General features: G+C 43.0%; 20 protein-coding genes. 3 read left to right on the forward strand and 17 right to left on the reverse strand.

Going from position 1 to position 25,899, the window contains the following annotated elements:
* Window positions 1–13: 13 nt before the first annotated feature.
* From J7I90_RS14640 to J7I90_RS14690, 11 genes are all read right to left on the reverse strand, one after another.
* The gene (locus J7I90_RS14640; RefSeq protein ID WP_214772546.1) at window positions 14–958 is read right to left on the reverse strand and encodes an ABC transporter permease; all 945 of its coding nucleotides are present in this window, start codon (window positions 956–958) and stop codon (window positions 14–16) included.
* A gap of 1 nt (window position 959) precedes the next feature.
* A complete protein-coding gene (locus tag J7I90_RS14645) occupies window positions 960–2,441 on the reverse strand; it encodes a sugar ABC transporter ATP-binding protein (RefSeq protein ID WP_214772643.1) in 1,482 nt (493 codons plus the stop codon).
* A gap of 18 nt (window positions 2,442–2,459) precedes the next feature.
* Complete coding sequence (gene rbsD / locus J7I90_RS14650) at window positions 2,460–2,852, reverse strand: D-ribose pyranase (protein ID WP_034316088.1); 393 nt, start codon at window positions 2,850–2,852, stop codon at window positions 2,460–2,462.
* Window positions 2,849–3,733 carry a ribokinase gene (gene rbsK / locus J7I90_RS14655; RefSeq protein WP_214772548.1) on the reverse strand — a complete coding sequence of 295 codons (885 nt, stop codon included), beginning with the start codon at window positions 3,731–3,733 and terminating at the stop codon, window positions 2,849–2,851. Before rbsK ends, rbsD begins: the two co-directional genes overlap by 4 nt.
* Window positions 3,730–4,716: a LacI family DNA-binding transcriptional regulator gene (locus J7I90_RS14660; RefSeq protein ID WP_214772549.1), complete on the reverse strand. Its 987-nt coding sequence runs from the start codon at window positions 4,714–4,716 to the stop codon at window positions 3,730–3,732. The genes rbsK and J7I90_RS14660 overlap by 4 nt, the downstream gene beginning before the upstream one ends.
* A 331-nt stretch (window positions 4,717–5,047) precedes the next feature.
* A complete protein-coding gene (locus tag J7I90_RS14665) occupies window positions 5,048–6,859 on the reverse strand; it encodes an IucA/IucC family protein (RefSeq protein ID WP_214772551.1) in 1,812 nt (603 codons plus the stop codon).
* A gap of 22 nt (window positions 6,860–6,881) precedes the next feature.
* A complete protein-coding gene (locus tag J7I90_RS14670) occupies window positions 6,882–8,210 on the reverse strand; it encodes a lysine N(6)-hydroxylase/L-ornithine N(5)-oxygenase family protein (RefSeq protein ID WP_214772553.1) in 1,329 nt (442 codons plus the stop codon).
* The gene (locus J7I90_RS14675) at window positions 8,185–8,769 is read right to left on the reverse strand and encodes a GNAT family N-acetyltransferase (protein WP_048685635.1); all 585 of its coding nucleotides are present in this window, start codon (window positions 8,767–8,769) and stop codon (window positions 8,185–8,187) included. The genes J7I90_RS14670 and J7I90_RS14675 overlap by 26 nt, the downstream gene beginning before the upstream one ends.
* Window positions 8,759–10,561 (reverse strand): IucA/IucC family protein, encoded by a 1,803-nt coding sequence (locus tag J7I90_RS14680; protein ID WP_214772555.1) that lies wholly within the window; start codon window positions 10,559–10,561, stop codon window positions 8,759–8,761. The genes J7I90_RS14675 and J7I90_RS14680 overlap by 11 nt, the downstream gene beginning before the upstream one ends.
* 2 nt (window positions 10,562–10,563) lie before the next feature.
* A complete protein-coding gene (locus tag J7I90_RS14685; protein ID WP_251025292.1) occupies window positions 10,564–12,072 on the reverse strand; it encodes a pyridoxal phosphate-dependent decarboxylase family protein in 1,509 nt (502 codons plus the stop codon).
* Between the two features lie 7 nt (window positions 12,073–12,079).
* Entirely contained in the window at window positions 12,080–13,432 is a 1,353-nt protein-coding gene (locus J7I90_RS14690) for an aspartate aminotransferase family protein (protein ID WP_214772557.1), read from the reverse strand.
* An 808-nt stretch (window positions 13,433–14,240) separates the two neighbouring features.
* Here J7I90_RS14690 and J7I90_RS14695 point away from each other — a divergent pair.
* Together J7I90_RS14695 and pepT are read left to right on the forward strand one after the other, a co-directional pair.
* Window positions 14,241–15,704 carry an alpha-amylase gene (locus tag J7I90_RS14695; RefSeq protein ID WP_214772559.1) on the forward strand — a complete coding sequence of 488 codons (1,464 nt, stop codon included), beginning with the start codon at window positions 14,241–14,243 and terminating at the stop codon, window positions 15,702–15,704.
* Between the two features lie 142 nt (window positions 15,705–15,846).
* Window positions 15,847–17,082, forward strand: a complete 1,236-nt coding sequence (gene pepT / locus J7I90_RS14700; RefSeq protein WP_214772562.1) for a peptidase T — start codon at window positions 15,847–15,849, stop codon at window positions 17,080–17,082.
* Window positions 17,083–17,143: 61 nt separating this feature from the next.
* On the opposite strand, the gene J7I90_RS14705 is transcribed toward pepT, so the two are convergent.
* Window positions 17,144–19,213, reverse strand: a complete 2,070-nt coding sequence (locus J7I90_RS14705; RefSeq protein ID WP_214772563.1) for a catalase — start codon at window positions 19,211–19,213, stop codon at window positions 17,144–17,146.
* A gap of 504 nt (window positions 19,214–19,717) precedes the next feature.
* Window positions 19,718–21,166, reverse strand: coding sequence for a DEAD/DEAH box helicase (locus tag J7I90_RS14710; RefSeq protein ID WP_214772564.1), 1,449 nt, complete (start codon window positions 21,164–21,166; stop codon window positions 19,718–19,720).
* 296 nt (window positions 21,167–21,462) lie between these two features.
* Between J7I90_RS14710 and J7I90_RS14715 the strand changes: the two genes are divergently transcribed.
* Window positions 21,463–21,795 (forward strand): heme oxygenase, encoded by a 333-nt coding sequence (locus J7I90_RS14715; protein WP_057278265.1) that lies wholly within the window; start codon window positions 21,463–21,465, stop codon window positions 21,793–21,795.
* A 62-nt stretch (window positions 21,796–21,857) separates the two neighbouring features.
* Here the strand turns inward: J7I90_RS14715 and rlmN are convergent, their stop codons facing one another.
* From rlmN to J7I90_RS14735, 4 genes are all read right to left on the reverse strand, one after another.
* Entirely contained in the window at window positions 21,858–22,925 is a 1,068-nt protein-coding gene (gene rlmN, locus J7I90_RS14720; protein WP_214772565.1) for a dual-specificity RNA methyltransferase RlmN, read from the reverse strand.
* 79 nt (window positions 22,926–23,004) lie between these two features.
* Window positions 23,005–23,484, reverse strand: a complete 480-nt coding sequence (rlmH, locus tag J7I90_RS14725) for a 23S rRNA (pseudouridine(1915)-N(3))-methyltransferase RlmH (RefSeq protein ID WP_034316119.1) — start codon at window positions 23,482–23,484, stop codon at window positions 23,005–23,007.
* A gap of 587 nt (window positions 23,485–24,071) precedes the next feature.
* On the reverse strand, window positions 24,072–24,233 hold the full coding sequence (locus J7I90_RS14730) for a CxxH/CxxC protein (protein ID WP_065310847.1): 162 nt from the start codon (window positions 24,231–24,233) through the stop codon (window positions 24,072–24,074).
* 176 nt (window positions 24,234–24,409) lie between these two features.
* Entirely contained in the window at window positions 24,410–25,630 is a 1,221-nt protein-coding gene (locus J7I90_RS14735; protein WP_214772566.1) for a S1C family serine protease, read from the reverse strand.
* Between the last annotated feature and the right edge of the window lie 269 nt (window positions 25,631–25,899).

Genomic DNA, 25,899 nt, shown 5'->3' on the forward strand with positions numbered 1-25,899 from the left:
ATTACACCTCTTCTTATGATTTTTTACGGTCAAGTAAGACCGCGATTAATATAACTGCACCTTTTACCACTTGCTGGTAGAAAGAAGATACACCAAGTAAATTCATGCCGTTATTCAAGGTACCGATGATCAGGACACCGACCAGCGTACCGAACAAGCGCCCTTTACCGCCTGAAAGGCTCGTTCCGCCCAGCACCACGGCTGCGATGGCATCCATTTCATAGGATTGCCCTGCCGTCGGCTGTGCCGAATTCAGACGGGATGTCAAAATGGCACCGGCAATGGCCGCCATCGTACCGGCCAGACCATAGATGGCCACCTTGACCCGGTCAACTTTAATCCCAGAAATACGGGAAGCCCTTTCATTTCCGCCGATTGCATAAGTTTTACGGCCAAAGGATGTTTTATGAAGCAGGAACCATAGAATTAAGAAAGCGATGATCATCACAACCGCCGGTACTGGCACTCCAAGGAAGTAACCTCTCCCAAGCATCTGGAACGTAACGGAATCGCCAATTCCGGTAATCGGCTTTCCATCCGTATACACAAGCGTTAATCCCCGGAAAATCGTCATGGTGGCCAGTGTCACGATGAAAGGGGCCATCTTACCCTTTGAAACGAGTATCCCATTGATTACACCCATTATTGCACCTAGTAGAATGCCTACCAATATTGCTAAAATCGGATCCAATCCCGAGACCATCATACCAGCCATGAGTGCGCTGGATAGAGCTAAAATGGAACCGACGGATAAGTCGATGCCGCCTGTCAATATGATAAAGGTCATTCCAAATGCGATAAGTGCATTGATGGAGGTTTGACGCAATAAATTCAAAATATTATTCGGTTCCATGAATGATGGATTTAAAACGGTTATTACGATAAATAAAAGTACCAGGGCGAGTAACGGACCGAATTTCTGCCAAATCCCGCTTTTCCCTGCAGCCTCAAGTTTCATCCTAGTTCCCTCCTGTCGCCAATGCCATAATTTTTTCTTGCGTTGCTTCCTGCTTTAACAATTCCCCAGCAATCTCACCTTCGTGAACGACAAGGATTCTATCACTCATTCCAATAATTTCCGGAAGCTCTGACGAAACCATGATGATGGCGATGCCTCGCTCCGTCAATTCATTCATCAATTCGTAAATTTCACGTTTTGCACCAACATCTATCCCCCGGGTCGGTTCATCCATAATTAGAACTTTAGGGGAAGTGCCGATCCATTTGGCGATTACCACTTTCTGTTGATTTCCTCCGGAAAGGTTGCCGATGACCGTCTCAGCAGAAGATGTCTTTACATGAAGTCGCTTAATCATCATTTCGGCAAAGTTCATCTCATCTTCCGTTTTCACGATTCCGTTAGGAGCAAAACTCTTGAGATTCGGCAAGCCGATATTTTCCCTTACAGAAAAGTCCAGGATCAATCCCTCTTCTTTACGATTTTCCGTAATGAAAGCCAGGCCGTGCCGAACTGCATCCGTTGGTTTTCGTATGGAAACTTTCTTGCCTTCAATGGTGATTTCACCCCTGTCTATTTGGTCGACACCAAAAAGGGCGCGCATTATTTCCGTTCTGCCTGCTCCCATCAATCCGGCGACACCGACAATCTCACCTTGGCGAACCGCGAAATGGATATCTTCAAAAAGCCCCTTTCTGGTTAAACCTTTCACATCAAGGACTATGTCGCCAGCATTCGCTTCACGATGAGGAAAACGATCCTCCAGCTCCCGCCCTACCATCTTTTGAACGACTTCATCGAAATTTGTATCTGCAATTCTTTTCGTATCGACTGTCTTTCCGTCACGCATTACGGTGATCCGGTCACAAATGGCGAATATTTCTTCCATCCGGTGAGAAATATAAACTAGGGATACACCCTTTTTGGTGAGTCCCTTCATCACTTCAAAGAGCTTCTCTATTTCCCTCTCAGTTAAAGCGGCCGTTGGCTCATCCATGATGATGACTTCGGCATCCGTCATGAGCGTCTTGGCAATTTCAATCATTTGCTGTTCCCCGACAGAACACAATCCAGCTTCCTTATCATAAGGAAGGGAAATATTAAGTGTTTTAAAAATCTCGTTTGCACGCGCTTTCATTTGTTTCGTCTTCAGGACACCGAAGCCATTGACCATTTCCCTGCCGATAAATAGATTCTCCAGCACGGTCATTTCGGGCCAAATATTCAATTCCTGACGAATAAAGGCCATTCCCGCCTCTTCGGCCTCCTTTGAATCCTTGAATGATGTTTCTTTACCGTTAATCTCGATCGTTCCTTGATCTTGTTTATGCAGCCCGGTCAAAATGTTCATCAAGGTTGATTTCCCCGCACCATTTTCCCCCATTAGTGCATGTACTTCCCCAGCCTCTAAAGAAAAATGAACACCTTCCAATACCTTGTTTTGACCAAATGCTTTATAAATATCGCGCATTTCGATTTGCATGCTCATCATCTCATTTCTTTAAAAGAATACTCCAGACTGCAATATGCAATTTGAATATGGCGTGGTCTCCCCGGTCCGGATAATGGCTTTCGCGTTACTTGTCAGCCTTTTAAAATCCTCATGGGAGACATATTCAATCGCTGCTCCGAATTGCTGCTCCATGTATTGATGCTGTTCCGGGTTTTTAACCTTCACTTCTGTGGCAGCGATAACCTTTTCAACAACCATATCTTCGTGAACCGCCCGGACGACATCTTGAAATGATGGCGTCCCAGGCGTCAATGCTAAATCAATCTTGCAAACTCCGGGCGGCACCGGCAGCCCGGCATCACCTACGACAATATAATCGGTATGACCAAGGTCAACCAGGACCTTGGCTATTGAACTATTGATGATTCCTTGACGTTTCATGCTTCAAAGCCCCTCTCGACCTCTAACCTTTGCGGCATGCCGCCTTGAGCACCTAATTTCGTCACGGAAATGGAAGCTGCCCGGTTCGCGAACAACAAACTTTCGTCCAAACTCTTTCCTTCTGCAACAGCCACCGCAAAGGCAGCATTGAATGTATCCCCTGCACCTGTTGTATCCACAGCTTCCACTTCAAAGCTTGGAACAACCTTTTCTTCATGTCCATCAAAGTAACGGACTCCATTTCTTCCTTCGGTAATGAATAATTTATTTGGATACTCAGTCAAGACTTCCGTTCTATCTCTCCCATCGAATAGTATCTCGAATTCATGTTCATTCGGAGTAAGGAATGATGCCTGTTGAATGACAGCCTCGCTTAGTCTGCGGGCGGGAGCTGGGTTCAATAGTAATTTCTTTTGAAGCATGTTGCACAAGGCAGCCAGATACTCCACAGTTTCCTCAGGTATTTCCTGCTGGACCAACACGATATCCGATTCCTCTATCACCTTTTTCGCCTTTTGTACATATTCAGGAGTAATGAAATCATTCGCACCTTTTACGACAATAATGCTGTTATCACCTTCCGAAAGGGTAATGTGCGCTGTCCCGGAAGCAGAATCTGTAACCGGTTCCACATACTTCGTATTTACATGATTTTTTTTCATGTTATCTAAGATGATCTCTCCATAGACATCATCTCCTACACATCCAACCATCGACACTTCTGCACCAAGACGTGCCGCTGCCACAGCCTGATTGGCTCCCTTTCCTCCAGGAACCGTGATAAAGGACTCTCCTAAAACCGTTTCCCCCGCCATTGGGCGTTTGGCTGATGTCACCACTAAGTCCATTGACGAACTTCCCACTACTGCAATTCTAATCATGTCTTCTCCGCCTTCCTTCTCGTTGTTTGTCTCTCCACAAAAGAAACAGGGAGCTTTTTATGTGTTACTACCATTTTTTCTTGATTGATCCTTTTAATTAACATTTCCGCCGCTTGTGCCCCCATTTCATAGGCTGGCTGCCGAATTGTCGATAACGGTGGGTGCAATAACGATGTGAAGGAGATATCATCATAGCCGATTAATTGTATGTCTTCCGGTATCCGTATTCCCCGTTTTAAAATCTCTTGAAGTGCTGCGGCTGCAACAATATCATTACATGCAATGATTCCATCCGTTTCCGGATATTGCTCGAAAAGCTGCTTCACGCATGTTTGGCCGCCCTGAAGAGTCAGGGATGAATCCATGACATGCACGCTCACTTTTGCTTGTTTCAATTCTTCCAATGCTGCCATGTACCGTTCATATACAGGCTTTATTTCGACTGGCCCCCTAATGAGGACGATATTCGTACTGCCTCTATCCAGCAATACGCGTGCCGCCAGCTTACCGCCTGTTTTTTGATCGGAATAAACAGCTGGTAATTTCTCCGCTGTACGGTCGAGAAGGACAACTGGAATATCCAGATTATCGAAATTCTCATTGGCTTCTTCACTAGTCGAAGCAATCATGCCCACTACATTGTTTTGCAGGAAAGTGTCAATATATTCTATTTCTTTATCTCGCTTTTCATCACTATTTCCAAAAATCAACCGATAACCAAACTGCTGAAGATAATCCTCGACACCCCTTGCCATTTCTGGGAAGAAGGGATTCGTAATGTCCGGCAAAATCAAACCAACCAATTTGGATTTACGTTTGTAGAGGGATCTTGCCACTTCATTCGGTTTATAATTCAATTTTTCAACAGCTGCCATGACCACCTTTTTTGTGTCCTCATGTGCATAACCACTGCCATTCATAACTCTGGAAACCGTTGCCACAGAAACTCCAGCTTCCTTTGCCACATCCCGAATAGTTGCCAAAATATCACCCTCTATGCTTTTGTGTAACCGTTTACACATAGCTTATCACCAATTTAAATGAACGGCAAGCCCTCCCCAAATATAATTTTTTGGGAATTGACCTAAAACTGAAGACAGCAGGAGTTCTACCTAACCGTTATAATTAAGTTGAGTTGAGTGGAGCGGAAGGGGCAAGACTCCTGCGGAAAAGGCGAGTCAAGGGACCCGCAGGAGCAAAGCGCCGAGGAGTCTCACGGACCGCCCGCGGAAAGTGAGTGCCTCGAGCGGAAATCAACGGTCAAATTGTTAAAACCATAAGAAAACTGGCTCAAAAGTCTGAGCCAGTTTAACTTTATAGCGATTTTGCAGGTAACTTTTCATAAAGGGCATTATTCACATGCCCAAACTCAGAGGCATGCGGACGGTCTTCACCATCGCTATATCCATATTGAAGCATCCGATTTCTATTCAGGCAGAGCTTTGTTAATTTTGGCGCAAAGAAATTGAACGTATCGAAACGATCCTGCAGCATAGGGAATTTTTTCTGATGTGTCAGGATTGTTCGGGCGACGCCTTCCCAAAAAGCATTCTCATCCAAAAGGGACCGCTTCATCATAAGTGTTGACAAGTATCGGAAATGACAGATGAACAGTCCCGTGAAAATGAATTGAACCAGCCCCTCGGGAGTCTCACTTCTTAGTACTTCCCTTAAATCATCAGGAAGGCTGCTTAATTCAGGAAGCGGCTGATCACTGACGTTTACATCATCTACAAAATCCTTGATGGCCAAGCGGTGAGGCTTGTAATCCTTCAAAACTAAAATGGTATTTTGACCATGCGGCGAGAAGACCAATCCATACTGATAGATAAAATGAAGTAATGGTGATAGGATGACGTCGAATAATTGAGCTGTCCAGGCTTCTGCAGTCAATCCCGATTTTTCAATAAGGCTTTCCACATATGGTTTCCCTTTGCTGTCGACATGTAAAAGGGACGCAAGCGTAATGGGCTTTTCGCCTTCTTCCATATAACTGTAAATGCTTTCTCTCCAAATCCCCCCCAGCATCTCCAAATATTGATACGGTACATTCTCTAGCTTGGAATAATACGGGTGATCAACATTTAAACTGGCCACTTCACCAGGAAGCACTACTTTGCATTGTTCTTTCAAGAATGAATCATTTTCATAAATGTTCTTTATATACGTTGTGATTTTTGGGGCAATGACCGTGCGTTCAGCTGGCAATCCACGGTAGACTAGCGTATTTAAAATGCTCATCGGCAGCTTGACGTGGTGTTTATCCTTATTCGATACATTAACAAATGTCCGGATGGATTGCTGCGGCAGATACTTATCAGGACCATTTCCCAAAGCTACGATCAGCCCTTTAGCCAGGTCATCGGTAAAGTTCTGGATGATTACATTCTTCCACTGCCATTCATGAACCGGAAGGTAGTAATAGTTTTCTGCGTTCAGCCCTTTTTCCGTCAATATCTTTGCAAATGATTTTTGGGTTTCCCCATCCAGTTCATTCTCCATCAATTGCTTATAAGATAACGTTTCGACTGAATTGAACTCCCCCCTCGTTTTATGGACGGCAATCCAGGATAACTGAACTTCCTTCTGGTTTTCTGGAGCGAACTGCAAATAATCATCATAACCGAAACCGATTCTTCCCTTGTTATAAGCAATCCAAGGGTGACCGCTCATTTCTCCTTCAAGTAATGCATAATCCAATTCGACTAAATCAGCCGCATCTTGTTCAGGTTTGGATAGCAATTGGAGATCCGCAAGCAGCGTATGATGGAATTCTTTGATTAAATGTCCTGTTGTTTCTGCAGTCATCCCAATTAACGGCTGGATGTCCAAAATGAATTGAATAGCATCCTTGGCCTGTGTAAAACCTTCCGTTTCACATACCTGGATCGACTCGGCCTGTACTTCATAGCTGTCAAAAAGACGGGGCGACGCTAAAAATCGATAAGATTTCCCCTCATTTATCTTTAACTCATATAAGTTTCCTGCTGTATTTTCATTCAGGACAGCTGGATGGATCATATCTTCATACATATACTCAGAAATCATCTTGGCCAGCAGGTTTTGGTTTACTTTCGACCAATTCGTTTCTGAAACTGCCTGTTCCACTTCATTTATGAACTGCATATAATTCTCCCCTTCCCTTCTCTTAGTAAGCCATGACGGGTGATTTTACACGGAATGACTGAAATGCACCCTTTGGCTTCGATGGATAAACTTCTTTACCTGCCAATTGATTGATGATAATCGAATTTCGGAATGCTCCTAAGCCTAGATCCGGAGCACCCACCCCATGTGTATGTATTTCGCCATTTTGAATAAAAAGGTGATTCGGTGTAGAGATGGCCGTTCCTACCCGATAGTCTTTCGTTATTGCAAGACGGCCCAAGTCATCGCGGACTAAATGGTCCTCCATGGTTTCAAGGAATGCCGGAAGGGTTGATTTATAGCCCGTCCCAAAAACGATCGCCTCTGTGTCCACATCAAATTCGCTATCTTCAACCCACTGTCGACATTTCAATTGCCAGCCATTTTCAGCGGGGGTAACTGCCGCAACTTCCGTCATGGCCCGAAGTTCAATGGCAAGTTCGGCATTTCCAATCGATTTTTCATACATCTTATCAAAAATTGCTGCAATGGTCGTAGCGCTGATCCCTTTATACAATAAATCCTGTTTCGGCAGGATTTCATCCTTCTTTTCCTGAGGCAGCCGATAAAAGAAATCAAGGTAATCCGGCGTGAAGTATTCCAATCCGAGTTTTGAATATTCCATAGGGAAAAACCCCTTGGATCTTGTATACCAGTTTAGCTGGTAGCCATATTCCTCCTGCTCATTAAGCAAATCCAGAAAGACCTCGGCTGCACTCTGTCCAGATCCGACAACCGTTACAGATTTTTTCTTTAAGACGTTTTCTTTATTCCGTAAATAATCGGCCGAATGCAGGATGCTCTCTCCCATATATGGTTGAAAGGCCGATGGAACAGTCGGGGAACTGCCGATTCCCATGACTACATGGCGGCTATAATAGACTTCGATCTTTTGTGTTTGTGTATCCCTTACACTGATTTGATAGCAGGGTTCACCTTGATTTCCTATATATTCAACCGCCTCCACCGCTTTACCAAAACGGCAGCTATCAAGTTGATGGGCAGCCCAGCGGCAATAGTCGTTATATTCTTTTCGTGGAATCAAGAATTTTTCAAGGAAGTAGAAATGATAAAGCCGATCATGCTGCTGTAAATAATTCAGATAGCTATATGGGCTTGTCACATCTGCCATGCTAACCAGATCGGCAAAGAACGGCACTTGCAGCGTCGTCCCTTCCAGCAGCATCCCTTCATGCCAATTAAATTCCCGCTTTTTCTCAAAAAAGACGGCATTCAACTCCGGGGTTTTCTCCAAAAGGGCCGCAAGTCCAAGGTTAAATGGACCAATTCCTATCCCTACCAAGTCATAGATAGATTGTTGCTTCTCCATAGTTCCACTTCCTCTCGAAATTCCCCCGTGTGCATGACATGAGCAATGCTGTTTTGTCAGGGAGTTCTATCTCTTTAATTGGGGTAAACCCGCATTTTTCAAATAAATGAATCATCTTTGCATTCCTGATATCCGGTTCAGCCATCACTTTGTTTGTGGTTGAAGTCAGTAGTTGGAATTTCACCATTGCACGTAAAAACGGCAAAGCCAGGCCTTTCCCTAAATAATCCGGATCACCAATGAGTAAATGAATGCCTTGATCTCCCTCTTCGGATTCATAATAATCTTCGATGATATCGCCTTTTACCCAATACGATTCCCAATAGCTCATGGGAATGGAATCCAGACAGCCTAAATAAAGTGTTTGGTGCGTATCAGCCAATGCCTTTTTTAAATGAACAGCGAATTTTTCTTTTGTGAAATTCAAATTCCAATAGGGTATCACATGATCTTCATGCATCCATTCATGCAGTGTATCCAAATCCCTCTCAAATTCAACTTTGACAAATGAAAGCTGTTTATTGCAGTCCTTGAGCATTTCTTCATAACTATTTTTCATGGACGGCCATAACCCCCTGCGCGAACGGATTATCAATCGTTGTATAAACGGATTGTGTCTCAAGTGAACCAACAAGCTCATCCATATCATGGAATCGTGTCAGTAAATTAGCCTTACAAGTTAATTCCCGGGCATGAAGCAACTTTGAAACAACTCGATTCACCCCTTCATCTTCGCTATCCCTGCTGCATGTTTCCAGTTGTTCCTGAACGAGCTGTAACAGTTTGTTTTCTGATACTAATCCTTCCGTTCCAAAATTATTGATTAAGCCTAATAAGTGATTAAAAAAGAAATAGTATTGCAGTCTTTCTTCAGCGACTTCATCAGAACAAATCGTAAAGCTTTTTTCACTTAGTTCCGGCATGATCTTTTGCAGCCTGTCCACTTTGGACTCACAATAGTAATACCCTTGATTATCACGATAATAAAAAGCGGCTGGATACCCATCTTGAAGTTGAATGATGGAATTTTGTTGATGGGCTTCCAAAACGATTCCATACTCTTCAAATAGCCAAAGCATCGGTTTCAATGTCCTTGACAGATAGGTTTTGAACCAATCCTTACTTACTTCTTCGGTACTGCGGTCTTCATCAGCTGATAATTTGCGGATGATCGCTCCAAGCCTTGATGGTGCACCATAGGCATTATCCTGACATAAGCCGGCAATCAGGCTTGCTTGTTTATCGTTTTCATAAAAAGGATTTTCCCGGATATCAACATCGAATCCCGATTCTTGCTCGGTCGTTTTGATCGTTAAGTAAGCAGGGTCCTTGATGATACGGAAGGTGGGGTGCCGTTCTTTTAGATCGTCGCCCACTTTAGAATCTATTAATTTTGCAATTTCGACACCGCGATCTAATTCCTTTTGCAGATTTGCACGTAAGGAATTAGTGATTTTAACCGGAACTGAAAATTTGTACATATATCTTGATGTGGGACTATATACCGTTCTAAATGAAGAAGTCGCCGTGAACTTTTTCCCAAGCGGCCCTGCATAAACTAGTGTCCCTTGCTCGATTAGCTTCTTGACCTCTTCTTTTTCGATAAGGGCTTTTGCCTGGAGCGGGTGTGCCGGGATGATGGTATATCGGCTTTCCTCTTGGCAATACGTTCGACGGAATTCACTGGATATCTCCAAGTCACCGGCTAATTCCTGTTTGATGATCTCACTTGCCGATCGGTCTTCACTGGAATCCTGGATGACAATCGAAGGTTCTGCCAGGAAGTAGTGCAGCTGAAACTGCCCTTTTAATTCGGGTGAATAGATCCATTCATCTTTTTCCGAAATGCCTTGCTTGCTTTTAGGTGTCGGATGGAACAGGTGCCCGAATAAAAGTGACTGCTCAGCTTCGATATAGGTGAAATCGGGACTTTGAAGGGCATCAGCGTCTTCGGTCCTGGCTTCTACATAACGTTGAATATTTTGGCTGCTTAGGATGACACGCAGCATCAATTCATCTTCACTATCCGTCCGGCCCTGCTCATTCAATAATTCTTTAGAAACAATCGAGACCATTGTCACGTAATCTAATTCATGTACTTGTTTGGATCCCGTTTGATAATAAACCGGGAAGTGGAAAATATGACGCCCCGTTTTCGACCAATATTTAAGCGGAACAAGCAATGCAATGTCTTGGGATGTGAGCTTACTGACCATTAATGAATCCGGAATGGACCCCTCCAAATCCGGCCAGTTTTTCGTTTCTTCTAACCTGCAATTTCCGGTTTCCCGGAAATAGCAATTCAGAAAGCTTTGCATCGTCGCCCTTTCAGCTATTTGCTTACCATTCATCTTCATTCCTCCATCATCTTGAACATTTCACCTAATACTCGAATTTCGTCTAAAATGTCCTCTATGTGTTCAAGCCTCGTCATCGGGTTCAATAGTGTCATTTTTAAATATACCTGTCCTTCAAAACGTGTTTTTGCTAAAAATGCCCGTCCGCTTTTCAGTAACTCTTGCTGAATCTGTTTATTTAATAGATTGACTAACTGATCACTTTCTCCTTCGGGATTATAACGGAATACAACCGCATTCAATTCAGGGGCTTTATTCAACACTGTGAATCCTTCCTCCTTATCGATCTTCACAGCTACCTCACGTGCAAGGTGACAAGTATAATCGATCATTTCGGCAAAGGTTTCCAGTCCAACGACCTTCAATGACATCCAGAGCTTCAGTGCGTCGAACCTTCTCGTCGTTTGAACCGATTTATTGACTAAGTGAACCATGCCCTCCGCTTCATCTTCCTGTGGATTCAAGTAATCTGCGTGATGCTGGATATATTGGAATGAGTTGCTGTCAGAGACAAGAAAAGCACCACAGCTGATGGGTTGATAGAATAATTTGTGAAAATCAACCGTAATCGAGTCGGCTCGTTCAATACCGCTGATTAAGTTTTTGTAATCCTTACTTAAAATCATCGCGCCTCCATATGCAGCGTCCACATGCAGCCATATCCCATTCTTCCTTGCAGCTTCGGACAACTCATGTAATGGATCGATTGAACCAAAATCCGTTGTTCCGCAAGTTGCAACGATGGCAAATGGCAGTAAACCCTGTTTTTCCAAAAGCAGCATTTGATGATTTAATTCTTCTATGGACAAACGGTGATTTGCATCCGTTTTGATCGTTATTACAGCCTGTTCTCCAAGTCCCAGCTGTGCCGCCGACTTCCGAACCGTAAAGTGGGCAGCCTCTGAGCATAAGATCCGCAATTTATTCGCCTCGACCGGCAAGCCATGCTGTTGAACGTCAACACCCCAGAATTTCTTACAATATGCGTCCCTAGCCAATAGCAGGCCCATATAATTAGATTGGGTTCCACCGCTTGTGAAAATCCCATCCGATTGTTCCGGTAACCCTACCTGGCTGCAAAGCCAATCTATTAAACGCTCTTCAACGAAGGTTGCCGACGAGCTTTGGTCCCATGAATCCATGGATTGATTCAACGTACCGATAACCATTTCAGCAGCAACGGCAGGTATTAATGTCGGGCAATGCAAATGTCCGATACAAGCGGGGCTATGTACATTGATGCTGTCATTAATAACAAACTCTGCCAGCTCATCCGCCACCGCTTCCAGTGTCTCCCCTTTTAGGGAAGCAGGGGGCAGCCCGCTTAATCTTGCTTCGATTTCATACGGTTTTTTCCCAGAGTATGGTGAATTATTCCCTTTTAAAAAGTTGGTCAGCTTTTTTTCAATGATTTTCAATGACTGGCTGTAGTTATTGAAGCCTTCTTCGTTATTCAAGAACATCCGAGAATAAGCAAAGTCCGTTTTATTTATCGTTTCGATCATTGATCATTCACCCTCTTGCAACAGCTGCACGAACAGCTTGTTCAAAAATTGCAGTGGCCTCGCGAAGCTGGGATTCCGTTACGATCAATGGAGGCAAGAACCTCACTACACTTCCATGTCTGCCGCCAACTTCCAGAATCAACCCTCTTTGAAAACATTCCTGTTGAATGGCACTGGCAAGTTGTGAATCAGCAGGATGGCTTCCATTCGCATTTTGCGGTTCTTCATGATTGATCATTTCCACACCGACCATTAATCCCCGGCCCCTGACATCGCCGATCTGCTTAATATCTTTTTGCAAATCTTTAAGAATATCCTTTAAGATTTCTCCCATTTTAGCGGCATGCTCCACAAGATTCGTCTCTTTCATGAATTTTAAAGTCGCTGTTCCTGCTGCCATCGCCATTTGATTTCCGCGGAATGTACCGATATGTGCACCTGGTGACCATAGGTCAAGCTCTTTGTTATAAATCACCACCGATAATGGAAGACTTCCGCCTATTGCTTTGGATAGGACAAGAACGTCCGGGACGATTCCTGCATGTTCAAAGGCAAACATCTTCCCTGTACGGCCGATACCTGATTGAACTTCGTCGATAATAAGCGGAATACCCTTCTCCTTCGTTATTCTCCTGATTTCCTTAAGCCATGGAATTGGAGCTGGAATGGATCCTCCCTCGCCTTGCACTGCCTCCAAAATCATCCCTGCAGGTGCCAATAATCCTGATTCGGGATCATTCAATAGATTTTCGATATACTGGCTGCTGATTTTATGGCTTTCTTCTCCGCCTACTCCGAAGGGACAGCGATATTGATACGGATACGGCAGGAATTGCACATCTGGCATTAACCCTTGGATTTTTTCCTTTGGTTTTGTATTGCCGCTGATTGACATCGTTGCATGCGTTGCCCCGTGGTAAGCTCCCTGGAAAGATAAAATGCTTCTGTTGCCTGTCGCTGTCTTAACCAGTTTAAGTGCTGCCTCGATGGCATCTCCGCCAGTAGGACCACAGAATTGAATTTTTGCATTTTTCCTGAATTCCTCAGGCAGGCATTCAAAAATTTCATCGACGAACTGCTCTTTAATTGGCGTCGTAAAGTCCAATGTATGCAAAGGACGCTTATCCTTAAGAATTTTTTCCATTGCTTCAAGCACTGCCGGATGATTGTGTCCAAGCGCTAATGTTCCAGCCCCGGCAAGAAAATCAATATATCGTTTTCCATCCATGTCTGTTAAGTAAATTCCCTCCGCATGATCGATCGCCATGGGTAATCTTCTAGGATATGATCGGGCATTTGATTCCCTTGTATTTTGTTGTTCCAGTAGTTGATCATTTTTCGTAAGCGTGTTCGTTATCATAGTGAACCTCCATGTATTGAATTAATTGAGAACAATTATCATTATCATGAATCTTATTTTACTGATAATGATAATTGTTCTCAATGAGTAAATCCACTCATTTTTCTTCTAGTAAATTCCAATAAAATTAAGAAAAGGTTAAAACTGGGGCCTATTCTCTATTTATCTATTGAATATAAAAGTTTGTGGAAGCCGAGACAGAAAACAGGATGGGCTGCATCTCCAGGTATAAACGGGAACATGGGCCAAAAGGGGGCAGGTAACAGCAGCTCCTCCAAAGATATGATCATTCTATCTTCCATGTTCCGAATCTTATTATTAGGTGCAATGGCTTTCGCCCCCTTCTTTAGACGAAGAGGTAAAAAAAGATGAGGACGATCCCTTCCAATATGAACAAGGCATCCCAAAATATTCGGGATGCCTTATTTTATAGGCAAAAGAGATTCTATTAAATTTCATAACAACGTGGATTGAAACGGAGGGTCGAGACTTCCATGTACGCGGAAAGCGAGTGGCCGCAGTGGAAAGAAACGATTGATATCCACCCACTCCCCCAAAATTATTGAATGGGCGCCTACACCTTTTCCCGGTTATTCCTACACATTTGAATTATTTTTAGCTGCCAATCAATATAAAATATCCTTATTTGGTATAAAATAGTAAAATAGAGGAGTAAATGAACCTCACTCAAGAGGGTTATTCACTTGTTTATCATTTGAATTTATGGGGTAAAGATTTTCATTATTACTTTATCCGATCGTACAGTTTCACTTTTGTTAAAATCGGGTCGGTGTCAGGGGGGAAACGGATGAAAAGAAATCATACGATGATGCAATTTTTTGAGTGGCATCTTGAGGCAGATGGTTCTCATTGGGAAAGATTGAAATATGCAGCCTCCAAGTTGAAGGATATAGGAATTGATTGCGTTTGGCTTCCGCCAGTTACCAAAGGGCAATCCGTTGGGGATAATGGATATGGAATATATGACGGTTACGACTTGGGGGAATTTGACCAAAAAGGAACAGTTCGTACCAAATACGGGACCAAAGATGAATTGCTGCAAGCAATAGCCACTTGCCATAACTACGGACTTTGCGTTTATATCGATTTAGTCATGAACCATAAAGCAGGAGCTGACGGAACCGAAAAATTTGAAGTGATTGAAGTCAATCCAGACAACCGGATGGAAGATATCTCAGAACCATTTGAAATGGAAGGCTGGACAAAATTCGATTTCCCGGGCCGTAAAAATAAATACTCTGACTTTAAGTGGAACCATACCCATTTTAACGGTACAGACTATGATGCCGAAAACGACAAAATGGGTGTATTTCGAATCACAGGCGAAAATAAGCACTGGAATCCGCATGTCATCGATGAATTCGGAAACTATGATTATTTGATGTTTGCCAACATTGATTACAGCCTGCCGGAAGTTCGTCAGGAAATGATTAGCTGGGGAAAATGGATGGTTGATACGTTAAAGTGTGATGGTTTTCGTTTGGACGCCGTTAAGCATATCGATTATGAATTCATCAATGAGTTTCTCCAAGAACTCATTCCTTATACAAAGGAACATTTCTTCATGGTCGGCGAATTTTGGAAGGCCGATGTTAAAGCTTGTCAAACATACTTAGAGCAAACCAATCATGACCTCAACTTGTTCGATGTTTCCCTGCATTATAAATTTCATGAGGCCTCAAAAGCAGGAGCAGACTTCGACCTCTCAACCATCTTTGATGATACCCTCGTCCAAACCAATCCGGCACAGGCCGTCACTTTTGTCGACAACCATGACTCCCAGCCTCATGAATCACTGGAATCTTGGGTAAAGGACTGGTTCAAACCATCGGCATATGCACTTACCCTCCTTAGACTTTGCGGTTATCCGTGTGTCTTTTACGGGGACTATTATGGAATCGGCGGACCTTCTCCCGTGCCTGGGAAAAAGGATATCCTGGATCGTCTACTATATGCCAGGTATGAAAAAGCTTACGGAGAACAGACCGACTACTTTGATGATCCAAATACGATAGGATGGGTCCGGCACGGAGTTGAAGAGCTAGAAGGCTCGGGGTGTGCCGTCATTATCTCCAATGGAGATCACAACAGTGAAAAAAGGATGTTCGTCGGCGAACATCGTGCTGGTGAAATCTGGATTGATTTAACTTGTCATAAAGATGACCACATTACCATTGAAGAAGATGGTTTCGCGACATTCCCCGTTCATGGGAAAAGCGTATCCGTATGGGCCTTGAATAATCCTCTCTAAAAAGGAATATCAAAGAACGGCATGTCGCCTTCAGATATGCCGTTCTTTGATGATGACACCGCTCTTGAAGATTTGAAAAAAAGATAATTTTTCCATTTTAATTAATCATGGTAAGATAAGTGAGAAAGGAGTTGAAGGAAAAGTGAAAAATGAAATCATTGAAAGATTCACTTCTTATGTGAAAGTGGATACCCAATCGAATGAGGAAAATCCCTCATGCCCCTCTACACCCGGACAGCTGACATTGGCAAATGCATTGGTCAAGGAACTTCAATCCATTGGGATGGAGGAAGTGACAATGGATCAGAACGGCTATGTCATGGCAACCTTGCCAGCCAATTCAAATAAGGATGTCCCGACAATCGGTTTCTTGGCCCATGTCGATACAGCAACGGATTTCACTGGAAAAGATGTAAAACCGCAAATCGTTGACAACTATGATGGCAAAGATCTTACTCTACATGAAAAATTGGATGTCATTCTTTCACCTGATGATTTTCCTTCGCTTAAGAACTATATAGGGCATACCTTGATTACAACGGATGGGACAACCCTGTTGGGAGCAGATAATAAGGCTGGAATTGCCGAAATCATGACTGCCATGGATTATTTGATCCAGCATCCGGAAATCAGGCATGGAAAAATCCGTGTTGCTTTTACTCCCGATGAGGAAATCGGAAGGGGTCCCCATAAGTTTGATGTAGATGCCTTTGATGCACAATTTGCCTACACCGTGGACGGTGGCCCGCTTGGAGAACTTGAATATGAGAGCTTCAATGCAGCATCGGCCAAAATCCTGATCAAAGGGACGAATATTCACCCTGGAACGGCTAAAGGAAAAATGGTGAATTCGGCGAAAATCGCCATGGAATTCCATAATAAGCTCCCAGCGGCAGAAGCACCGGAATATACGGAGGGTTACGAAGGATTTTATCACCTGCTTTCCTTTCATGGTGATGTGGAAGAGACCAAGCTTTCTTACATCATCAGGGATTTCGACCGCCAAAAATTCAATGAACGCAAGGAATATATAACAAAAGTAATCGAAGATTTAAAAGAAAAATATGGGCAAAACCGTATCCAGCTCGAATTACACGACCAATACTTCAACATGAAGGAAAAAATTGAGCCCGTGAAGGAAATCGTGGATATCGCCCATGAAGCAATGGAGAAACTCGAGATAAAACCGAAAATCTCGCCAATACGCGGTGGTACGGACGGATCTCAATTATCGTATATGGGCCTGCCAACACCCAACATCTTTACGGGCGGGGAGAACTTTCATGGAAAATATGAATTTATTTCCGTTGATAATATGATATTGGCCACTAAGGTGATCGTTGGCATTGCATCACTTTTTGAAGAAAAAGCAAAGTAGCTTGATACGGAATATCTATTGAAAACCCCCAGACTTCAAGTCTGGGGGTTTTCAATAGATATTAAGCGCGTTTCCAGTGACGGTGCTTGGCAATTGCCTCGATAAAGGCAGAACCGCTATTTTTATCCGTAACAGCTACAATGCCTGAAGCTGGATCATTGGAAACGATGCCTGCCTTCGATAAGATCTCGGCCCCTTCTTTTCCCGCACCAATCGCTTTGAAATGATTGTAGGCTTCATCAACAAAGTAAATGGGTTCCTTGGATCCCATTAAAGCATCGACACTCTCCTGCCCCCCTGCCACATATACAGCATCGAAAAGTACCGAATCGGCTGTCAGGAATGTCTGGTTCACCTCGACCTGCTGTCCTTCAGAACTTGTAACCACTCCACGATTATGACTGATGAATTCAGCCGTTATACCTGCCGATTTAAATGATTCCAAGACTTGATTAACCTCTGAACCGTTGAAACCATCTGCAGCCAAGATTGCCACTTTTCTTGTTGCGGCCGTGTTCACTTTCATTTGCTCCTGGCTTAGAGCCGGAGAAGCCAAGTCCATTTTAACCTCACTTTTGTTGACTGGAGGATTCACGCCCACTCCCATGGCGATCGTTTTAGCCAGTTCAACATCCACATTGCTGAACATCTCGACAATTTGCTGCTGAACATCCTTACTTTTCACTTTTCCCACTTCAAAGTGGAAAGCCTGAATAATATGCTCCTTCTCCACTTCAGTCATGCTATTCCAAAATAGTTTAGCCTGGCTGTAATGATCCTTGAAGCTTTCACTGCGCTGCCGGACCTTCCTGCCATCGACCTTCTCCTGGTAATGTGCATAGCCGCCTTCCCCTTCCGAAGCAGGTTCAGGAGAGTTGCCTGCAAGGGAATTTTTGTGGTAGCTGACCGGCCCTGGATTTATTGACATCCGATGCATGCCATCGCGCTGATTATTATGTACGGGGGCAACCGTCCTATTAATCGGTAGCTCATGGAAGTTCGGTCCTCCCAATCTGGATAGCTGGGTATCGGTGTATGAGAATAAACGTCCCTGAAGCAGCGGATCATTTGAAAAATCAATACCTGGTACAACATGCCCCGGATGGAAAGCTATCTGTTCAGTCTCTGCAAAAAAGTTATCAGTATTTTGATTCAAAACCATTTTTCCGATTATTTTAACCGGGATTTGTTCTTCCGGCCATAGTTTAGTAGGATCAAGGATATCAAAGTCGAATTTGAATTCATCTTCCTCCTTAATCATTTGGACGCCAAATTCAAATTCAGGATAATTCCCGGTATCTATCGCTTCCCACAAATCTTGGCGGTGAAAATCAGGATTCTTCCCTGCAATTTTCTGTGCCTCATCCCAGACAAGAGATTTAACTCCCAGGACAGGCTTCCAATGGAATTTAACGAAATGGGCCACGCCTTGTTCATTTACAAAACGGAATGTATGGACACCAAACCCTTCCATCATCCGGAAACTTCTCGGTATGGCCCTATCTGATAGATGCCACATGACCATATGTGCCGTTTCTTCATTGTTGGCGACGAAATCCCAAAACGTATCATGGGCAGATGCGGCCTGAGGTATTTCGTTATGAGGCTCCGGTTTAACCGCATGAATTAGATCCGGGAACTTAATGGCGTCCTGGATAAAAAATACCGGAATATTATTTCCGACCAAATCATAGTTTCCTTCCTCCGTATAAAACTTCGTGGAGAATCCCCTTACATCACGGACCGAGTCTGCCGATCCGCGGGAACCTGCCACCGTGGAGTAACGAACGAATACTGGTGTCTTGACTGAAGGGTCTTGAAGAAACTTGGCTTTTGTATATTCGGTCATCGGTTCATATACCTGAAAATATCCATGTGCTCCAGATCCTCGCGCATGGACAATCCTCTCAGGAATACGCTCATGGTCAAAATGAGTCATTTTTTCACGAAAATGAAAATCCTCCATCAAAGTTGGACCACGGGTTCCCGCTTTCAAAGAATGCTCATCCTCAGAAACACGCAAACCTTGGTTAGTCGTCATCTTTTCCCCATTATCATCCACTCGATATTGATCCAACTGCCGCTGCTTACTTTGCTCATTGATTCTTCCGCTTTCATTTGCTTTCGTCATCCCACTCAACCCCTCCATGTCTAAGAATTCAGATTAAACCGTTGTTTATTGTCTACAGGATCGTTGACTTCCACTCCAGGCACTCGCTTTCCGCGGGCGGTCCGTGAGCCTCCTCTGCGCCTTTGCGCCTGCGGGGTCTCCCCTGGACCACTTTTCCCGCAGGAGTCTCGCACCTTAAGTTCCAATCAACTTTGTTTTAAAATTAGATAAACCCCTTTTTTCTACAAACAGATGATGTATTTATTGTTTCGAAATAATCGCGTTATCCTTCTTCATATACCACTCTGTCTTAATGGATAAACAGAATTTGGAGAAAGAATCTTAACCTCCTCATAAACAAAAAAACTACTATTTCAATGAGGATGGATTATTTCGGGGGATGTCGAATTATCTGTATATAGGTCGAATTTTTCCCCAGTGGGTCGAAAAGTTCTGTCCCAAGTCATATAAAAAAGAAGCGGGAAGACCGATTTTCGGTCTTCCCGCTTCTTTCATTCGACACCTTTATTTCTTAAAGGCCTCTGAAACCTTCAAAAGTTTGCCTTTCACTTTCGTATTTTTCATCACTTTCAAGACAAGCGGTCCCTTTTCATTCAATATTTCCACATAAGAAACATTATCCTGGATCGTAATGATCCCGATATCCTCTGCATTCACTCCATCAATCTTTGCGATGGTTCCGACAAAATCGACAGCCCTGAGTTTCTTTTTCTTGCCGCCATTAAAATACAGCTTCATGATTTGTTTATTCAATTGTTCACTTTTATCTTTTTTGATTTTTGGACGGGCTTCCAGTTTGGCTTCGAATTCCATTTTTTTATTGGAAACTTCCTCTTTAGATGGAGCAGTCATCTTAGGGATTTCAAAACCGATATATCCTTGAATCTCGGTAAGGAATTTGTCTTCGTACGGCGTCACAAAAGTAATGGCCTTTCCTTTTTTACCGGCACGGCCCGTTCTTCCCGTTCGATGTACGTAACTTTCCTTTTCCAATGGCAGGTCATAGTTAATTACATGGGTTATATTGTCGATGTCAATTCCACGGGCAGCAACATCTGTTGCAACCAAATAGCGGAATTCACCTCTTCTGAATTCATTCATCACTGCAAGGCGATCTTCCTGAAGCATGCCGCCGTGTATCATATCACACGGATAGTCCAATTCCAGCAGCTGTTCACATACTTGGTCCACCCTATCTTTCGTCCGGCAGAAAATGATGCAGCTATCGGGGTTTTCCGCGATGGTTACGTCTCTAAGCAGGGAAAACTTATCATCTTCTTTCACTTCAATAAGGGCATGTTCAATTTTCTCCGTCGTTAAACCCTTTGCTTTGATTTCAATATCCAAAGGATCTCTCATATATTGCTTGCATAGTTTTTTTATACTCTCAGGTAACGTAGCGGAGAACAGCATGGTTACTCTATCTTTCGGAAGCTCCTTAATAATGGCTTCCACTTGTTCGATGAAGCCCATATTCAGCATTTCATCCGCTTCATCAATAACTAAATGAGTTAAGCGTTCCAAGGCGAATGTCCCTTTCTCGATATGATCCAGAACACGACCCGGGGTTCCGACGACTACATGGCTTTTTTGTTTCAATTCGGCTTTTTGCATTGCGAATGGATGTTTTCCATAAACTGCAGTAGCCTTTATCCTCTTAAATCTGCCAATATTCGTAATATCCTCTTTTACCTGCACGGCGAGCTCACGAGTCGGTGTTAAAATAAGCGCCTGAGGCTTATTCTCTTCCCAATCGACCATTTCGCAGATCGGTATGCCGAATGAAGCGGTCTTGCCGCTTCCTGTTTGCGATTTAACGACAAGATCCCGCTTTTTCAGCGCCACTGGAATCACTTCACGCTGCACTTCGGTTGGACGTTGATATCCCAAGCTTTCTAATGCCCTAACAATTTCATCGCTTAATGTATAATCAGTAAAACTCAATTCATTCATATAAAACAGCCTCTTTTGTTGTTTAGTATGTTGCTTTATTGTTCCCATAATAATAATTTCCTTATACAGAGTTCTATTATACGCGATATGCATCGATAAACCTTGTAATATCCAAATTCAATTGTTCTATTTCAATATAATGATACGTCCGTCTTCATTTAAACAATGTCTTCAGGGCCTGATGTTTGTAGTTAATCAAAATGGACCCTGCTTCTTTCAATATGCTAAAATATGTATGAAATTGCCGAAATAAAGGGTGTATATTCCAAACCGATGGCCAAAAGGAGGACTCATTTATGATAATCGTAACGAATAGAATCAGAGTCAAAAAAGGGATGGGTGCAGTCATGGCCCCAGGATTTACTGCACCAGGTCCACTTGATACGATGGAAGGCTTCGTAAAAGTTGAAGTATTATTAACGCAGAATTTGACGGATCACGATGAACTGAGCGTTAATATGTACTGGGAAAACCTTGATAACTTTACGGCTTGGAGAAATAGCGATGCATTCAAAGCTGCACATAAACGGCCTGAACCAGGTTCCGGCGAAGCAAAAAAAGAATCTCCAATTCTAGGCAGCGAGCTTACAACGTATGAAGTCGCCTCGGTAAAGGAAATAGCTAAATAATGAAATCACACAAAAAAGAGGCCGCAAAATATGCGTCCTCTTTTTGTTTATTCTTAATGAACTTACTTAGCTTCGGCTTTTTTGATTTGTTTACTTCTAAGCTGACCGCAAGCCGCATCAATATCCGTTCCATGTTCTTGGCGGATTTTACAATTGATGCCTCTCTTTTTCAGCGTATCATAAAACGAGAGAACGGACTCTTTGTCACTTCTTTGGTATTGGCTATGCTCATCTACAGGATTATATGGGATCAGGTTGACATAAAGACGATGTTTTTTGTCATCAAGAAGATCGGCAAGTTGCTCGGCTTCTTCTTTATGGTCATTGACATCTTTCAATAGGATATATTCGATCGTAATTCTCCTATTCGTTTTCTCTAAATAATAATCAAGAGATTTCATCAATTTTTCTATCGGGATGCCTCGGTTTATCTTCATGATTTGTGTCCTAAGTTCATTATTCGGCGCATGCAATGAGATGGCCAGATTCACCTGTAATTGAGTATCGGTGAATTCATAGATCTTATGGGCAAGACCACTTGTCGAAACAGTAATGCGCCTGCCCGCGATAGCAAGACCCTTATGGTCCATGAGCACTTTCAAAAAGTCTAACATATTTTCAAAGTTATCGAACGGTTCGCCAATGCCCATTACAACAACATGGCTTACAACATCACCTTGTTCCAATTTATCCAGATGCAGTTGAACGTTCATGATTTGTTCCACTATCTCCCCGCTGGATAAATCCCGGCTTTTGGCCAATAATCCACTGGCACAGAAACTGCAGCCAATATTACAGCCCACTTGGGTGGTGACACAAACCGAAATTCCGTATTTATGTCTCATCATTACCGTTTCGATAAGGTTGCCATCCTGTAATTTAAACAGGAACTTGATCGTACCATCCGCTGCTTCTTGCTTGACGTGCTCAGTCAAAGTCTGGATGACAAAGTGCTCTTCAAGTAATTTTATGCACTCTTTATTAACATCCGTCATTTCAGAGAAACTCGTCACACGTGTTCTATAAAGCCACTCCCAGACTTGGGAAGCTCTGAATTTTTTATGGCCACGGTCCGAAAGCCACGCTGTCAATTGTTCGAATGTTAAACCATAAATGGACTCTTTATTCATTCGTTACCCTCTTTTCATTACAGTAAGATTTAATACTTTAACCATTACCTTAGGGGAATTCCCCCGGAATCAGTCTCTATCATTTATGATATGGTTCATTTCTATTTATCCGAAAAGCCCGATATATTTGCTCCACAAGAACCAATTTCATTAATTGATGCGGAAAGGTCATTTTCGAGAAGGAAAGGGCATAATCGCTTCTTGATAACACCTCTGTGCCAAGTCCAAGCGACCCGCCAATAATAAAGGCAATTTTGCTCTTTCCATAGGTGGCGAGCTGATCCATATGAGTGGCCAGCTGTTCAGAAGTAAGCTGTTTTCCATTGATCTCAAGCGTTATTACGTAGGTGTCCGGGCTGACTTTTGCCAGGATTCGTTCACCCTCCTTTTGCTTTACAATGTCCATGTCCGCTGTGCTCAGGTTTTCCGGAGCCTTTTCATCCGGTACTTCGACAAGTTCTATATTAGCATAGGCGCTTAACCTTTTTGTATATTCAGCAATTCCTTGCTTTAAGTATTTTTCCTTTAGCTTGCCAACAGTAATAATCGTTATTTTCATATATATCCTCTAGCTTTCATTATGTTTTTACTATCAATTGTTGGATTTGCCTACCTATTATCATACCTTACAGTGACCTATAAGCAAAACAAGCATATCCTTTCCAATTTTTAATGCTTTTAAAATAAGGCTGTTTTCACATACTTTGTTGCTATTTACCAGGTAGTGAGTTGTGGTTGATTTCCCCTCCAGATGCTCGCTTTCCGCGGGGCGGGCGGTGAGCATCCTCGGCGTAAACGCCTGTGGGGTCTCACCTGTCCCGCTGCTCCCGCAGGAGTCTCGCACTTCCGCTCCAATCAACCTTAAATAGTTTCGTTTAAAAACAACATTCTTTACGAAAAGAGCCTAAAATAAAAACCGCTGCCCCTGAAAGCGGCAACGGTAACTTTCATTATTGAAGAAATTTCAGCTGGACTTCGTTCCAATCCGAACAATTATCTTGATTATTCGTATATCAAATGCTTGATTCTAAACCATTCCACCCTCCGGATTAATCTTCGGAAAATGTTAAGAACAGGTTACAAACATGTTATCCACAAAAGTTATCCACATATCCACAAAATCTATCCACATCTTGTATGGGAATATTAGTTCCCTACTAGATATATTGCCACGTTTCGACAATATTCACAGGTTGTTGATAACTGATTCTCTTCGGGAACAAGCGTTAAAACAGGGTAGGTTTCACATTCGTATACGACTTCATCCAGCGCCATGTCCACGTGTTCCTGACAGCAATATAATTTCATCTTTCATATCTCCTTTCCCAATCATTATTCCCAGTACTTCCATTCCCAATTATCCACAAGTCACTTGAGATTTTTAATTTCAGTATATATCCACAGGTAATCGTAACAAAAAATAAGAAAAGCGCAAGGAAATAGAAAGGACAGGAGGCATTTTCTGCCCCCTGTCCTTTTGTAATTTAAATTTCGCTGCTTGAAAGCGTGACTTCCGTTGTTTCTTTCTTTCCGTCACGGTAATAAGTGATTTTAACTTTATCACCGACTTGTTTATCATTGTAAAGGTATTTTCTTAATTCCACCACATCATGGATTTTTTCATTATCCATTCCCACTACGACGTCAAATTCCTTCAATCCTGCTTTGGATGCCGGAGAGTTGCTTTGAACGCCTGTTATTGCAACGCCAGAAGTAACTTTCCTTGGCAGCTTTAATGTATTTTGTTGATGATATTGGGAAATTTCTTCTACAGATGCCAGGTTAACACCCAAGAAGGGACGTTTCACTTCACCAAATTCCTCTATATCATTAATAATCGGGATAACAGAATCGATCGGAATGGAAAGACCGATTCCTTCCACTGCATTTTCTGCAATCTTCATCGAATTTATTCCGATGACCTGCCCTGACATATTAACGAGTGCCCCTCCGCTGTTACCTGGATTAATCGCCGCATCGGTCTGGATGACCTCCGCATTCCAATCCACTTGTCCGTCCTCATTGATATCCACCTCTATCGTGCGCTCCAACCCGGAGATGATCCCTTGTGTGATCGACCCGGAGAATTGAAGGCCTAATGGATTACCGATGGCAATGACGGGCTCACCAGGTTTCAATTTGCTGGAGTTTCCGAATTCAGCAATGGTTTTGATTTTTTCACCCTTAACGACAATGACGGCTAAATCTGTCCATGGGTCACTGCCTTGTAGTTCAGCTGGCAATTTAGTGCCATCACTTAATGTCACTTCAAGTTCATTAGCTCCTTCAATGACGTGATTATTCGTGACGATATAGGCCTTGCCGCCATCTTTCTTATAGACGACTCCAGATCCTGTGCCGGCTTCTGCCGAACTTTCCTCGGCGTTGCTCCCTTGACCCCAGAAGTTCGTTTCCTGAATGTTAGTGATGCCGACCACTGCGTCGCTGGCTTTATCAACAGCATTGGTGACGGCACTTGTTACATCAAGAGTAAGGTTTTGCTGGGACTGCTCCGTGGCCTTTCTCTCCGTTGATTTTTCCGTTGTCATTTCGTTTTCATCGTTATTTAACAGTCCGCTTCCCGAAAAGGCTAATAAAATAAGTAACGCCCCGATGATGGCGCCCCCCAAGCCTGTTAGAAAATAGCTCGTATTGCTTTTTTTCCGTTTATTTTGGTTCTCATCATTCTGATCATAATAACCCAAGACCGCCCCATCCTCTCATTTTAGGAATGTATTATAGCAATTCTATTGTTTGGTATCCTCCCTCAATTATACTCAATTACCGAAATTTTTCTAAAAAAATGCATGCTTAATTTAAGGCGCTACATTAAATTGACTAGTATCAGCCATTTTCTTTTACCTATACAGTTCTAACCAAACGATACCCCTTTTAATCCGATTCGTAACTTACGAATCGAAATTTTTAAAAATAAAAAAGGAATGGACAAGGTATCCCTCCATCCATTCCTTTC

Origin of the sequence: Bacillus sp. ISL-57, from assembly GCF_018613135.1 — a bacterium.
GTDB classification, from domain to species: domain Bacteria; phylum Bacillota; class Bacilli; order Bacillales; family DSM-1321; genus Peribacillus; species Peribacillus frigoritolerans.

What these genes read in the sequence shown, in the direction of transcription:
- J7I90_RS14640 (WP_214772546.1), bottom strand. Translation starts at nt 958, where the DNA reads ATGAAACTTGAGGCTGCAGGGAAAAGCGGGATTTGGCAGAAATTCGGT.
- J7I90_RS14645 (WP_214772643.1), bottom strand. Translation starts at nt 2,441, where the DNA reads ATGCAAATCGAAATGCGCGATATTTATAAAGCATTTGGTCAAAACAAG.
- rbsD (WP_034316088.1), bottom strand. Translation starts at nt 2,852, where the DNA reads ATGAAACGTCAAGGAATCATCAATAGTTCAATAGCCAAGGTCCTGGTT.
- rbsK (WP_214772548.1), bottom strand. Translation starts at nt 3,733, where the DNA reads ATGATTAGAATTGCAGTAGTGGGAAGTTCGTCAATGGACTTAGTGGTG.
- J7I90_RS14665 (WP_214772551.1), bottom strand. Translation starts at nt 6,859, where the DNA reads ATGCAGTTCATAAATGAAGTGGAACAGGCAGTTTCAGAAACGAATTGG.
- J7I90_RS14670 (WP_214772553.1), bottom strand. Translation starts at nt 8,210, where the DNA reads ATGGAGAAGCAACAATCTATCTATGACTTGGTAGGGATAGGAATTGGT.
- J7I90_RS14675 (WP_048685635.1), bottom strand. Translation starts at nt 8,769, where the DNA reads ATGAAAAATAGTTATGAAGAAATGCTCAAGGACTGCAATAAACAGCTT.
- J7I90_RS14680 (WP_214772555.1), bottom strand. Translation starts at nt 10,561, where the DNA reads ATGAATGGTAAGCAAATAGCTGAAAGGGCGACGATGCAAAGCTTTCTG.
- J7I90_RS14685 (WP_251025292.1), bottom strand. Translation starts at nt 12,072, where the DNA reads ATGATCGAAACGATAAATAAAACGGACTTTGCTTATTCTCGGATGTTC.
- J7I90_RS14690 (WP_214772557.1), bottom strand. Translation starts at nt 13,432, where the DNA reads ATGATAACGAACACGCTTACGAAAAATGATCAACTACTGGAACAACAA.
- J7I90_RS14695 (WP_214772559.1), top strand. Translation starts at nt 14,241, where the DNA reads ATGAAAAGAAATCATACGATGATGCAATTTTTTGAGTGGCATCTTGAG.
- J7I90_RS14705 (WP_214772563.1), bottom strand. Translation starts at nt 19,213, where the DNA reads ATGACGAAAGCAAATGAAAGCGGAAGAATCAATGAGCAAAGTAAGCAG.
- J7I90_RS14710 (WP_214772564.1), bottom strand. Translation starts at nt 21,166, where the DNA reads ATGAATGAATTGAGTTTTACTGATTATACATTAAGCGATGAAATTGTT.
- J7I90_RS14715 (WP_057278265.1), top strand. Translation starts at nt 21,463, where the DNA reads ATGATAATCGTAACGAATAGAATCAGAGTCAAAAAAGGGATGGGTGCA.
- rlmN (WP_214772565.1), bottom strand. Translation starts at nt 22,925, where the DNA reads ATGAATAAAGAGTCCATTTATGGTTTAACATTCGAACAATTGACAGCG.
- rlmH (WP_034316119.1), bottom strand. Translation starts at nt 23,484, where the DNA reads ATGAAAATAACGATTATTACTGTTGGCAAGCTAAAGGAAAAATACTTA.
- J7I90_RS14730 (WP_065310847.1), bottom strand. Translation starts at nt 24,233, where the DNA reads ATGAAATTATATTGCTGTCAGGAACACGTGGACATGGCGCTGGATGAA.